Genomic DNA, 12466 nt, shown 5'->3' on the forward strand with positions numbered 1-12466 from the left:
CGTACCGCTGCGCTCCGGACGGCCGGTGGTCCCGGCGCCGGCTCACCGGTCGCATGCGGGGGGCGACGCCAGCGGGCGTTCACCGGTCGTGCGGAGGGCCGGCACCGGTGGCTGATGCTCACCGGTCGCGCGGGGGACGGCGGCGGTGGCTGGTGTCGCAGAACGGGTAGCGGCGGCTGCGGCGGCACGCGCACAACGCCACCATCGGCCGGTCGGACCGCACCGTCGTGCCGTCGGCGGCCACCACCTCCACCGGTCCCTCCACGACCACCGGGCCGCCCGGCTCCATGAAGACCCGGCGGGCGGGCCCGCGGCGTTCGTCGCGGTGGCCGTCAGGCGTCGCGTTCGGCACGGATCACCACCAGCTCCTCGCTGTCCTGCCCCGGCCGGATCAGGCCCCGCGAGCGCAGCCAGGCGGCGCGTTCGCGGACCACGGGACCGAACGGCACCGCCCGGCGCCGCGAGACCCCGGCCCGCAGTCCGGCCGCCGCCAGCAGGCGCACCGTCCGGTCGGGATCGCCCAGTTCCGAGTGGACGACGAGCACGACCCCGCCCGGCAGCAGCATCGACGGCACGCCGGCGCACAGCCGGTCCAGCACCGCGCGGCCGTCGCGGCCGGCGTCCCAGGCGCGGGCGGCGCCGCGGGGCGCGCCGGCCGCGGGGGCCGGGACGTAGGGCGGGTTGGCGAGCACCAGGTCGAAGCGGTGGCCGCGGACCGGGGCAAGCAGGTCGCCGCGGCAGGCGCGCACCGGCAGGCCGGCCGCCAGCGCGTTGAGCCGGGTCGCCCACACCGCGCGCCGTGAGAGGTCCACCGCGACGACCCGGGCGGCGCCGCGCCGGGCGGCAGTCAGCGCGAGGGCACCGGTGCCGGCGCCGACGTCCAGCACCAGGGCTCCGGTCACGTCCTCCGCCAGCAGGGCCTCCCCCAGCAGGTAGGTGTCGTGCTGCGGCGCGTAGACGCCGGGCGGCTTGAGGAGTGAGATGCTCACGCGGACCCTCTTGCGTCTCGGGGGCGGTGGAGCGGCTGACGGGCGCCCGGCGGCGGTTGCCGCAGGGGCGCCCGTATCTCCACACTGCCCGCGTTCCGCCGTTTCCGCAGCCCGGGGGCCCGGGCGCACCAGAATGCCGGGGCCACCGTGCGGTGACCCCGGCATCCGTGAGGCGGGTGGAAAGCCGTGCGGACGTCAGTCCTTGAAGGCGTCCTTGGCCTTCTCCTTCGCGGAGCGCAGGTCGCCCTTGGCCTGGTCGGTGCGGCCCTCGGTGGCCAGCTCCTCGTCGTCGGTCAGACGTCCGGCGGCCTCCTTGACCCGGCCCTTGGCCTGCTCGGCCGCTGCCTTCGCCTTCTGCTCGCCGCTCATGACCGTACCTCTTTCCCGGAAATGTTGTTCCGTGCTGTCACGGATTCTCCGTCGAGGTTCGGCTGCCCGGCTTCGGCGCGGGCAAACGGAATCCGTTTCCGCGCGTGGGACAACGGATGCCGGGAACACGTGAACGGAATATCGCACCGCGGGAAAGCGCGCCGGAGAGAAACCGGCCGCGCCGGCCCGGGGCGGCACGGGAACGGGAGCGGCCGATGAACGCGCACGACAGCGGGGACCACCGCGGGCCCGACCTCGACGACGCCACGGTGGAGGCGCTGGGCGCGTTGTCGGAGGCACTGGAGACCACGCATCGCGCCCGCGGCCAGCTGTACACGTTCCACCAGCTCACCGGCAGTGCGGACCTCCAGCTCGGCCGGTCCGTCGAACTGCTGCGCGCCGCCGGGCACGGCGCGGTGGCGGACCGGCTGGAGCACGAGCTGGTGGGGCGCAACGTCGTCCCGGACCACTGGACGTTCCAACTGGTCGAGGAGTACGACGACACGTATTGGGAGCCGTTCGTGCGGGCGGAACGCGAGGTGCGCGAACAGCTCGCGGACGGCGCACGGCATTCCCACGAGGCACGGATGAAGGCGGCCCGGCGCACCCACGGCCATTCCGACCACACGGCGGGACGCTGAATCTCCGGCGATTACCCGGAAACGCGGTGCCGGACGCCGGGGGGCCGGGCGGTGAATTCCGCGCGGTGCCGGCCGTCCCGCCCGCCCCGATCCATGCGGCGCCCCCGGCGTCCGCACGGCGCCGGGGCGAGTGCGGAGGGCCTTTGTACGGCACCGGCGGCGTCCGCACGGCACCGGGCACGAGTGCGGGGGCGGCGGAGACGGATGCGTACAGCGCCGAGACGTATGCGTACCGCACCGGAAGGGGCCCGTGCGGCACCCGGCGCGCGAGCCCGCGGGGGCCGGAATCCGGCCTGGGGGTGGCGTCGCGGGGGGCCGCGCCGGACAATGATGTTTGAGGCCGGTCAGGCGGGTATACCCGGAAAGCCACTCACGGCGGGCCCCTCGGGAGGAAGCATGTCCCTTCAGCTCACTGACCACGCGGTCACCGGGGTCGTCCGCCAGGCGGCGGGCGACGCGCCGACCGGTCGTACCGCGTCCGTCTCCGATGTGCGCGACATGTCGCGGACGCTGTTCCGCAGACTCGCGACGCTGGAGGAGGGCACCGAGGAGTACCAGTACGTGCGCTCGACCCTCATCGAGCTGAACACCACGCTGGTGCGGTACGCGGCGAAGCGCTTCAGCAACCACGCCGACCAGATGGAGGACATCCTCCAGGTCGGCACGATCGGCCTGATCAAGGCGGTCGACCGCTACGACCCGGACTACGGCACCGAGTTCGTCACCTTCGCCATGCCGACGATCCTGGGCGAGATGAAGCGGTTCTTCCGCGACACCTCCTGGGCGGTCCACGTGCCGCGCCGCCTTCAGGAGCTGCGCATCGACCTGGCGAAGACCACCGAGGCGCTCGCCGCCGAGCTGGACCGCGCCCCGACCGTCGCCGAACTCTCCGCGCGCCTGGAGGTCCCGGAGGAGGAGGTGATCGAGGCCCAGGTCGCCGCCAACGCCCACACCGCCGGCTCCATCGACGCCCAGATCGGTGGGGACGACGACGATGAGGGCCCGTCCTGGACGCACCGGCTGGGCTTCACCGACCCGGCGCTGGAGAGCGTGGAGAACGTGACGGCGCTCGCCCCGCTGATCGCCGGGCTGCCGGAACGCGAACGGGCCATCCTGTCCATGCGGTTCGGCGCCGACATGACGCAGTCGGCGATCGGCGCCGAGCTGGGCGTCTCCCAGATGCACGTCTCGCGCATCCTGACCCGCACCCTCGCCCGGCTGCGCCGCCAGCTGCTGGCCGACGCGTAGGACTCCGCCACGAGCCGCCGGGTGCCCACGGGCGCCCGGCGGCTTCGTCGTTCGACGGGCGCCCGTTCAGCCGCGGTCGGGGCCGGCCGGGGACCGCGCGGGCCGGTCGGCGTCCGGCCGGTGGGCCCGGCGCGGGCCGGTCTGCGGGGCGCCGGCCGGCTCGACGACCGGGCTGCGGATGTGCTCGTAGACGACGCTGGTACGCACGTCGACGACCTCGGGCCGCTGGGTGAGGCGGTCGATGACGAAGGCGTACAGGCTCTCGTTGTCGGGGACGGCGACGTGGATGAGGAAGTCCTCGGCACCGGTGACCACGAAGACGCCGACGGTTTCGGGCAGGTCGGTGGCCCATTCGCGGAACGCCTCGATCCGGGCGCGGGACGGCGGGCGGACGCGGACCGCGATGAGCGCCTGGACCGGGCGGCCGATCCTGGCGAGGTCGAGGTCGACCTGGTAGCCGCGGATCAGCCCGCGTTCGCGCAGCGCCCGGACCCGTTCCAGCGAGGTGGAGGGCGAGACACCGGTCAGCGCGGCCAGTTCCCGGTTGGTGCGCCGCGCGTCGCGCTGGAGCTCCCGCAGGAGCGCCCTGTCCAGTTCGTCGAGATCGGCCATGCCGCCCCTCCACCGAATGAAGTTCGCCATATCGCCCGATGGCAAGGCTTCCAGCCTACCTATCCCGGTGCGGCACCATGTCGTTCGCCGTACGGCCGTGATCGCCGAACGTCGTTGCGGCGGTCACGGCACGGCCCCGGCCCCGAGCGGACCGGCCGGGTGTCAGACCGCCGCGATCGGGGCGTAGACCGGCTGCCACATCGCGGCGCGCACGCGGTCCTCGATGTCGTCGCCGACCGGCTCGGCGACCCCGGCGTCGGCGGCGGCGCGGGCCACGGCCACCGCGACGGCGGCGGAGGTGTCCCGCAGCCGTTCGACCGGCGGGAGCAGGGGTTCGCCGGGCAGCCGGGCGTCGGTCCCGGCGGCCACCGCGTGCGCGGCGGCGACCAGCATGGAGTCGGTGACCCGGGTGGCGCCGCCGACGACCACACCGAGCCCGAGGCCGGGGAAGACCAGCGCGTTGTTGGCCTGGCCGATGCGGTGGCTGACGCCGTCGTGGGCGACCGGCGGGAAGGGGCTGCCGGTGGCCACCAGCGCCCGGCCGCCGGTCCAGGCCAGCAGGTCGGCGGGGACGGCCTCGGCCAGCGGCGTCGGGTTGGACATCGGCAGGATCACCGGCCGCTCCACCCCCCGCGCCATGGCCCGCACGACCTCCTCGGTGAACGCGCCGCCCTGGCCGGAGGTGCCGATCAGCACGTGGGGCCGGACCCGGCGCACCACTTCGGCGAGACCGGCGCCGCCCGGGCCGGGGTCACGGGCCCAGTCGGCGGTCTCGGCGGCCGGGCGGGCGTAGCGGACCTGGACGTCGCGCAGGTCCGGCTGGTCGTCGGTGAGCAGGCCGTGCCGGTCGACGCACCAGCAGCGCCGGGTCGCCTCGCCCGCCGCGAGCCCGTCGGCGATCATCGCGTCGCGCAGCTGGTCGGCGATGCCCACCCCGGCGCTGCCGGCGCCCAGGACCACGACGCGGTGCTCGCGCAGCGGGATGCCGGTGGCCCGGGCGCCGGCCAGTACGGCGGCCAGGTTGACCGCGCCGGTGCCCTGGATGTCGTCGTTGAACGTCAGCACCCGGTCGCGGTAACGCTCCAGCACCCGGCGGGCGTTGTCGGCGCCGAGGTCCTCCCAGTGCAGCAGGGCGCGGGGGAAGAGCCGGCTGGCGGTGGTGACGTAGGTGTCGATGAAGGCGTCGTAGGCCGCGCGGGCGGCGCGCGGGTGGCGGTTGCCGAGGTAGAGCGGGTCGTCGAGGAGTTCGCGGCGGTTGGTGCCGGTGTCGAGCATGACGGGCAGCACCCGGGCCGGATCGAGGCCGGCCGCGGCGGTGTAGACGGCGAGCTTGCCGACCGCGATGTCGATGCCGCCGACCCCCCAGTCGCCGATGCCGAGGATCGCCTCGCCGTCGGTGGCCACCACCAGGTCGACCTCGCCGGCGCCCGGCGCGCCGGCCCGCAGCGCGTCCTCCACGTCCTCGGGCGCGTCGACGGACAGGTAGACCCCGGCCGGGCGCCGGTACTCGTTGCTGTAGCGCTGGATGGCGACGCCGACGGTGGGCGTGTAGACGATCGGCAGCGTCTCCGCGAGGTGGTCGCCGACCAGGCGGTGGAAGAGCACCTCGTTGCGGTCGCGCAGGGCGGTGAGGTTGACGTTCTTGGCCAGGTCGCCCGGCTGGGCGCTGAACTGGGCGTAGGCGCGCACCACTTGGCGTTCCAGCGGCAGGGTGGCGCCGGGCAGCAGTCCGGTCAGCCCCAGGGCGCGGCGCTCGGCCGCGGTGAAGGCGGTGCCGCGGTTGAGCCGGGGGTCGGCGAGGACGGCGCGACCGCGGGCGGTGGTCTCCCAGCGCCGCGCGGTCGCGTTCCACCGGGTGGTCTCGCCGGCCATTGGGGACTCCTTCGGACGTCGGGCGCCCCCGGCGCGGGCCGGTGGGCGTCGCGCCGGGCACGGTACCGCCGGGGGCGCGGCGCGCGATGTCGCGAAAGGTAGCATTCGTCCACCGGTCCGGCGGGGCGCGTCAGTCCGCGTCCGGCACCCAGCTGCCGTGGAAGCCGGCCGGGACGCGCCGGGGCAGGTGGACGGTGGCGACGCGGGACATGTCGTGGGCGTCCAGCACCAGCAGGTCGGAGCCGGCGCCGGCCCGGTCGGAGACGATGCTCAGCAGCCAGCCGGCGTCCTCGTCCCGGCCGGCGTCGGGGGCCGGGACGAAGACCGCCTCTCCGGGCGCGTTCCCCTCGCCGCAGGCGTAGCCGGCCGACGTGCCGCGCTCCAGGTCGTACTTGACGACCGCGTCGCGGGCGGCGGCGTAGCGGAAACGGCTCGGCAGGCCGGTGCGTTCGTCGTCGTGGGTGGGGAACTCCACGTCGCGGTCGTCGAGTTGCTCGCCGGTGACGGTGCCGGCCACCGGGTCGAGCGTCCAGCGGTGCAGCACGGTCGAACCCGGCGCAGCGCCGAACCCGCCGGGGACGAAGCCGCCCGGGACGAAGCCGCCGATGCCGCCCCAGAAGTGGTTGAAGACCTCCGGCGTGTAGCGGACCGCGTCGAGCACCACGCGGCCGGCGGCGTCCTCGTGGGCGTTGCCGACGTGGAAGACGTAGCAGGGGTCGACGGGGAACCAGCGCACCGCGGCGTGCGGGTCGTCGCGGCGCATCAGGCCGATCCGGGCGCCGTAGCCGTCGTCCCAGCGGTACGGCATGCCGCGCCCGAGCAGCGCGAGGTCGACGACCACCGGCAGGTCGAGCCAGACCGCGTAGGTCCCGGTGATGGCGAAGTCGTGCGTCATCGTGCCGCCCGGCACCTCGACCTGGCGGCTCTCGACGAGGTCGCCGGCCGCGGACAGCCGGTGGTAGGTCAGGTACGGCGGCACGGCGCCGTAGCCGAAGAAGAGCAGCTCGCCGGTGGCCGGGTCGGTCTTGGGGTGCGCGGTCATCGACGTGGTCAGCCGGCCGCCGAAGTCGCACGGGCCGACGGTTTCGAGATCGGGCGTCACCTCGTAGGGGAAACCGTTCTCGACCAGCGCGAACACCTTGTCGGCGTGCCCGATGACGTGGGTGTTGGCGCTGACCGCCGAACGGTCGGGGCGGCCTGCGGGATCGAGGTACGGCACGCCCTCCAGCGCGCGGGTGCGCACCCAGCGGTTGCGGTACCACTCGGCGCGGCCGTCCCGCAGCCGGACGCCGTGCAGCATGCCGGGCCCGGTGAACCAGTGCGGGACGTCCTCGCCCGGACGCGGGTTGGGGCCGTTGCGCAGGTAGCGGCCGGTGAGCTCCGGGGGCAGCGTGCCGGTGACGGCGAGCCGGGTGCCGTCGATCTCGTCGGGCACGGGGGCCAGGTGCCCGGTCAGGCTGGGCGCCCGCCGGGCCGGCTGCGGCTGCGGCTGCTGGGGGTGCGGGGGCTGCGGGGCCGGCGGCGTCCGCGGGGGCTGCGGTGCGGTGGTCATGCGGTGCTCCTCGGGTCGGCGGGCGGTCCGTCGGGGGGCGGGGTGGCCGCGGGGCGTGCACGGGCTGCGGGACGTGCACGGGCTGCGAGGGCGTTAGCGGGCTGCGGCGGAGGGCGGCGCGGGGCGGGGGCGGGGGCGCGTGGTCCTTCAACGCGCCGCTCGGAGGTGTACGGCCCCGAAGCGCGCAGCCCGGAAGCGTGCCGCCCGGAGGTGTGCGGTCCGGAAGCGAAGCGGTCCTCCCTCCTCGACTACACGTTCCACTACTGACATGTCAAAGCTAAAAGGTAACTCTTCGACATGTCAACTGAGGAAGGTAGACTTCGGGCCATGAGTCTTCGGCACGCGATGCTGGGCCTGCTGGCCCAGGGCCCCGCCAGCGGTTACGACCTGCTGGGCGTCTTCAACAACTCGCTGACCCACGTGTGGCCGGCCACCCAGAGCCAGCTGTACACCGAACTCGGCCGGCTCACCGACGCCGGCCTGGTCACCGTGGCCGCCGAAGGCCCCCGCGGCCGCAAGGAGTACGAGATCACCGAGGCCGGCGGCACCGAACTGCGCCGCTGGCTCACCGAGGTCACCCCCGACCAGCCCCGACGCAACGACGCCCTGCTGCGGGTCTTCTTCCTCGGCCGCCTGTCCAACGCCGAGGGCCGCGCCTACCTCGACAACCGCGCGACGGCCGCCGCCGACAGCCGCACCCGGCTCATCGCCCTGCGCGAACGCATCAGCCACAACCCCAGCGAACTCGCCGTCCACGGCCGGCTCGCCGTCGAATTCGGCATCCGCATGATGCAGACCACCCACGACTGGGCCCTCTGGGCCTCCGCCGAACTGGCGGCCGAGGAGGCCGCCGGCTCCGGCGAGGACACCGCCGCCACCGCTGAGACCGCCACCGGCGGAAGCGGCGCGGGCGCACCCGGCGACGGCGAGGGCCGGACGGACGACGGCGAGGCGGCCGCACCCGGCGACGGCGGGACGGGCGAGGGCGGCGCGGGCCGCGAGAGGGAGGCGGCCGGCAGCGGGGCCGGCGCGGGCCGGTTCGACGACAGCGGGGCCTCCGACAGGGCCTCCGACAAGGCCCACGACAGCGCGAGCGACCCGGCGGCGGGCTGACGCCCCCGCCGGCCACGGCCACCGGGCGCATCCGGGTCGCGCGGGCCGCCGGGCACTCTTAGCGTGGGGGTGACCACGGTACCGGTGCGCTGCTGGCGGGTGTGTCGATACGAAAGCAGGGGCGGCGGTATCGCGCCGCCCCGGGGCGGCGCTGGAGGCCTTACGTGGGCTCCGTTTCCTTCCTCATGGTGGTCGTGATCGTGACGGCCCTGGCCTTCGAGTTCACCAACGGTTTCCACGACACGGCCAACTCGATGGCCACCTCGATCGCCACCGGGGCCCTGCCGCCCCGGGTGGCGGTGGCCATCGCCGGCGTGCTCAACCTGGGCGGCGCCTTCCTGTCCACCGCCGTCGCCCGCACGGTCTCCGGCGGCATCGTGGACGACGGCCGGGTCTCGCTGGTCATGATCTTCGCCGGCCTGGTCGGCGCCATCCTGTGGAATCTGGTGACCTGGCTGGTGGGGCTGCCGTCCAGCTCGTCGCACGCGCTGTTCGGCGGGCTGATCGGCGCGGTGTGGGTGGGGGCCGGCGGCTCGGCGGTCCGGTTCGGCGCGGTCGTCGAGAAGATCGTCATACCGGCGCTCGCGTCACCGTTGATCGCCTGCCTGGTGGCGCTGGTCGCCACCTATCTCGCCTACACGCTCACCCGCCGCCTGCCCGGCCGGACCACCCGCAAGGGTTTCCGCGCCGGGCAGATCGGTTCGGCGTCCCTGGTGGCGCTGGCGCACGGCACGAACGACGCCCAGAAGACGATGGGCGTCATCACCCTGGCGCTGATCTCCGGCGGCGTGCTGACCCGCGGTTCCGGACCACCGTGGTGGGTGGTGCTGGCGGCCGGCCTGACCATCGCGGTCGGCACCTACGTCGGCGGCTGGCGCATCATCCGCACCATGGGCCGGGGCCTGACCGACATCGAGCCACCGCAGGGTTTCGCGGCGGAGACCGGCTCGGCCGCCGTCATCCTCGCCTCCTCCCACCTGGGCTTCGCGCTGTCGACCACGCAGGTGTGCACCGGCGGCATCCTCGGCGCCGGGCTCGGCAGGCGGCTGGCCCGGGTGCGCTGGGGCGTCGCCGGCCGGATCGCGGTCTCCTGGCTGCTGACGCTGCCGGCCGCGGCGGCCGTCGGCGGGGTCGCCGCCTGGGTCGCGGACCGCGGCGACCTCGGCGTGGCCCTGGTGGCCGGCGTCGCGGTGGCCGCCGCGGCCGGTCTGTACGCGCTCTCCCGCCGCCGCCCGGTCACCGCCGACAACGTCAACCACCTCCCCGGCGAACGCCCGGAGCCGGTGGAACGGACGGCGGCCTGAGCAGGACGGGCGGCACGGCACGGGGCCGGGCCGGGGCCGTCAGGGGTCAACGGGGACGACCGGGGCCGGGACCGGGCCGGGGCCCTCCGCCGGGACGGCCGCGCGATACCCGCCGCCGGGTGCACCCCCGGCGACCTCCGACGGAAGGAGCCCGGCGATGGACATCCACTGGGGTGCGCTCGGTACCGTGCTGGTCGCGGCGCTCGGCGTCACCGTCGGCGTGGTCGTGCTCTTCTCGCTCGGCGTCGCCGCCTGGTCCAGGGCCACCGCCACCGCACCGGCCCAGGGCCTGCGGGGACGCCCCGCCGGGGCCGTCGCCCTGCTGTGCTTCGCCGCCTGCCTGGCGGTGGCCGGCTACGCCATCGACGTCATCGTCCCGGGCTGACCACCGGCACCCGGAACGCGGCGGTCGCACCGGGCTTCCGCCCGCCGCCCCGGGGCGCCGATCCGGCACCGGCCGCGATTCCGGCAGCGGGACGCGGTGGACACCGACGTACGCGACGCGGCAGTCACCCCCGCGTTCCGCCGCCGGAGGCCGCCGCAGCGGGGGCCAGCGTGCTGCGGCCGGCGGCGATGATCCGGGTGGCCCGGGGCAGGTCCTTCAGGCGGCCGGCCAGCAGGTCCAGGGTGAGCGGCAGGGAGTCCGCCGCGACGCGGCGCGCGGTGAGGACGTCGGCGGACCAGGCCAGGTACGCCTCGAACAGGTCGTCGTCGTCGACGTAGAGCGCGGCGGCCAGGTAGCCGACGAGGTGGCCGAGGTCCTCGGCGGTGTGCCGCCGCTGCGTCGCGGTGGACTCCCGTACGGCGGGGACCCGCTCCTCCAGGCCGGCCAGCATCTCGCGGACCAGGGTGGTCGAGGTCTGGGTGACCAGGGCGTACTCGTGGTCGGCCAGGTGCGGCAGGTCGTCCAGGGCGGTCCGGTCGGAGCCGATGGGGAGCAGCGGGTCGGCCGTGAGCCGGTCGGCGGCGGAGCGGGCGTCCGGTGCCCAGGCGTCGGCGCCCAGCAGCCGGGCGTACCGGCCCCCGGGGCCGAAGGCGGCGCCGCCGGCCATCACCGGTACGCCGGCCGCCTGGCAGGCGGTGATGGTGGCGTGCGCGGCGGGCAGCCGGGTGGCCAGCGAACCGGACAGCAGCAGGACGTCCGGGTCGGTCAGGTGCAGGTGCGGGACGAGGTGCCGGGCCGGGACCTGCGCGCCGAGGTAGTCCACCCGCCAGCCGCGCAGCCGCAGCACCTCGGCCAGCATCCTCGCGGGCAGCGCGTGCCACTCGCCGTCCACGCAGGCCACCGTGGCCCGGCCCGGGGACGGGGCGCCGTCCGGGCGGCGGGCGGCGGGGTGCTGGGCCAGCGCGGCGACCGCCCGGTCGTTGATGGCGGTGGCCAGGTGCTCGCGGGTGACGCTCATCCGGTTGGCGGCCCACTCCTCGCCGACCCGGCGCTGCACCGCGCCGACGACGTCGAGCAGCACCGCCTCCGGATCGATCCCGGCGCTCAGCGCGGTTCCGACGATGTCCAGCGCGGCCTGCTCGTCACCGGCGTCGACGGCCCGCCACAGGCATCGCGTCCACGGCAGGAGGTCGTCACCGCCGGTGCGGCGGCCCGGTTCGGCGGCGGCCGGGCCGGTCGCGGTGGCGGTACGGGAGTGACTGCTCATCCTTCCAGCGTGCCTGATCCCACGGAATCAGCCATTTCGCAACGTTCGCCCCCGCCGGTGATATCACGTTGCGCCATCGCCCGGGAACGTCACGTCGCGTCCTCGCCGGGGACGTCACGTCGCGCCGTCGCCGGGGACGTAGGGCGCCGTCCGCCGGACGGCTCGGCAGGGCGCGCGGTCGCCGTCATACGCACCCGCCCGCCACGGTGCCGTTCGACCTGCCGCCGCGCCGCGGGCGCCCGCTCCCCCCGGCCGGGCGGCGCGCCCGAACAGTTGCCGTTTGACAACAGTACCCCGATGGCAACAATCTTTACCCTGTCGGGGGCTGCCGCTGGGGAGGGTGACGGATGAGCCCATGGGCGGGATCGTCATGGGGCTGCGCCGGCGGTGACCCGGTGGCGCGCGCGGAGCCGCGGCCGTACCGCGCGCGGCAGGCGGCCGGCGTACGGCGGAGCTGCGGGACGGGTCAGGCGGTCTCGGCCTCGGACGTGCCGGACGGCCGCAACGGTGACTGCATGCGGGAGAAGGCGGTGTCGCAGAACGCCTCCAGCCCGTCGAGCAGCGCCGCGCGCTTGGCGGCCGGCATCTGCTCGATCACCGCGCTCAGCTCCTTCTCCCGGCGAGTGCGCAGGTCCCGCAGGAACGCGCTGCCGCGACCGCTGAGGTGCAGTTGCAGCTCACGGCGGCTGCTGGAACTCGGCGCGCGCTCCACGAACCCGACCGCCTGGAGCCGGTCGCACAGCCGGCTCACCGACGGCGGTGTGGAGCCCAGCGCGTCGGCGAGGGTGCGCAGGTTGATGCCCTCGTTGTGTTCGAGGATGAACAGCACCCGCAGCTGGGAGGACGACACCGGCGCGGTCGAGGCCCGTCCCCACAGCACCTCCAGCAGTTCCGCGGCTACGGAGGTCACCCGCGACACCTCGTCCGACACCCGCCGGCGCTGTGGAAGGGAAGGATTCACGGTCCCACTCTGACAGGCCCCGCCAATGAATGTCAGCTCACCGGTGGTCCGTGAGGGCACCGCCGGGTCCCGGCACCCCCGCGCGAGCCCGTCCGGCACCGGCGCGCACCCCGTCCTTCGTCGTCCTTCGTCTTCAGAGAATGGCGTGAACAC

13 protein-coding genes are annotated in these 12466 nt (G+C 75.2%); 5 read left to right on the top strand and 8 right to left on the bottom strand.

Going from position 1 to position 12466, the window contains the following annotated elements; translation table 11 throughout:
* Window positions 1–118: 118 nt before the first annotated feature.
* From POF43_RS16935 to POF43_RS16945, 3 genes are all read right to left on the bottom strand, one after another.
* A complete protein-coding gene (locus POF43_RS16935) occupies window positions 119–289 on the bottom strand; it encodes a CDGSH iron-sulfur domain-containing protein (RefSeq protein ID WP_271313641.1) in 171 nt (56 codons plus the stop codon).
* A 43-nt stretch (window positions 290–332) separates the two neighbouring features.
* Window positions 333–989, bottom strand: coding sequence for a HemK2/MTQ2 family protein methyltransferase (locus tag POF43_RS16940; RefSeq protein ID WP_372516047.1), 657 nt, complete (start codon window positions 987–989; stop codon window positions 333–335).
* A gap of 195 nt (window positions 990–1184) precedes the next feature.
* Entirely contained in the window at window positions 1185–1358 is a 174-nt protein-coding gene (locus tag POF43_RS16945; protein ID WP_271313623.1) for a CsbD family protein, read from the bottom strand.
* 215 nt (window positions 1359–1573) lie between these two features.
* Between POF43_RS16945 and POF43_RS16950 the strand changes: the two genes are divergently transcribed.
* On the top strand, window positions 1574–1999 hold the full coding sequence (locus POF43_RS16950; RefSeq protein WP_271322719.1) for a hypothetical protein: 426 nt from the start codon (window positions 1574–1576) through the stop codon (window positions 1997–1999).
* A 396-nt stretch (window positions 2000–2395) separates the two neighbouring features.
* Entirely contained in the window at window positions 2396–3247 is an 852-nt protein-coding gene (locus POF43_RS16955) for an RNA polymerase sigma factor SigF (RefSeq protein WP_271313621.1), read from the top strand.
* A gap of 66 nt (window positions 3248–3313) precedes the next feature.
* Here the strand turns inward: POF43_RS16955 and POF43_RS16960 are convergent, their stop codons facing one another.
* The 3 genes from POF43_RS16960 to POF43_RS16970 all read right to left on the bottom strand — a co-directional run bounded on the left by POF43_RS16960 (window position 3314) and on the right by POF43_RS16970 (window position 7283).
* Window positions 3314–3859 carry an Lrp/AsnC family transcriptional regulator gene (locus POF43_RS16960; protein ID WP_271313620.1) on the bottom strand — a complete coding sequence of 182 codons (546 nt, stop codon included), beginning with the start codon at window positions 3857–3859 and terminating at the stop codon, window positions 3314–3316.
* Window positions 3860–4021: 162 nt separating this feature from the next.
* Complete coding sequence (locus POF43_RS16965; RefSeq protein WP_282704619.1) at window positions 4022–5731, bottom strand: NAD-dependent malic enzyme; 1710 nt, start codon at window positions 5729–5731, stop codon at window positions 4022–4024.
* Window positions 5732–5861: 130 nt separating this feature from the next.
* Window positions 5862–7283 carry a carotenoid oxygenase family protein gene (locus POF43_RS16970; RefSeq protein ID WP_282704620.1) on the bottom strand — a complete coding sequence of 474 codons (1422 nt, stop codon included), beginning with the start codon at window positions 7281–7283 and terminating at the stop codon, window positions 5862–5864.
* A gap of 327 nt (window positions 7284–7610) precedes the next feature.
* Here POF43_RS16970 and POF43_RS16975 point away from each other — a divergent pair, with 327 nt between their 5' ends.
* The 3 genes from POF43_RS16975 (at window position 7611) to POF43_RS16985 (ending at window position 10085) form a co-directional block, all read left to right on the top strand.
* Window positions 7611–8396 (top strand): PadR family transcriptional regulator, encoded by a 786-nt coding sequence (locus POF43_RS16975; RefSeq protein WP_271324042.1) that lies wholly within the window; start codon window positions 7611–7613, stop codon window positions 8394–8396.
* 185 nt (window positions 8397–8581) lie between these two features.
* Window positions 8582–9700: an inorganic phosphate transporter gene (locus POF43_RS16980; protein ID WP_303657865.1), complete on the top strand. Its 1119-nt coding sequence runs from the start codon at window positions 8582–8584 to the stop codon at window positions 9698–9700.
* Between the two features lie 157 nt (window positions 9701–9857).
* Complete coding sequence (locus tag POF43_RS16985) at window positions 9858–10085, top strand: hypothetical protein (RefSeq protein ID WP_271315230.1); 228 nt, start codon at window positions 9858–9860, stop codon at window positions 10083–10085.
* Window positions 10086–10209: 124 nt separating this feature from the next.
* Here the strand turns inward: POF43_RS16985 and POF43_RS16990 are convergent, their stop codons facing one another.
* Window positions 10210–11352, bottom strand: a complete 1143-nt coding sequence (locus tag POF43_RS16990) for a cobalamin B12-binding domain-containing protein (protein WP_271315229.1) — start codon at window positions 11350–11352, stop codon at window positions 10210–10212.
* Between the two features lie 466 nt (window positions 11353–11818).
* Window positions 11819–12262: a MarR family winged helix-turn-helix transcriptional regulator gene (locus POF43_RS16995; protein ID WP_271315228.1), complete on the bottom strand. Its 444-nt coding sequence runs from the start codon at window positions 12260–12262 to the stop codon at window positions 11819–11821.
* Window positions 12263–12466 lie beyond the last annotated feature (204 nt).

Source organism: Streptantibioticus silvisoli, assembly GCF_027947535.2.
GTDB classification, from domain to species: domain Bacteria; phylum Actinomycetota; class Actinomycetes; order Streptomycetales; family Streptomycetaceae; genus Streptantibioticus_C; species Streptantibioticus_C silvisoli.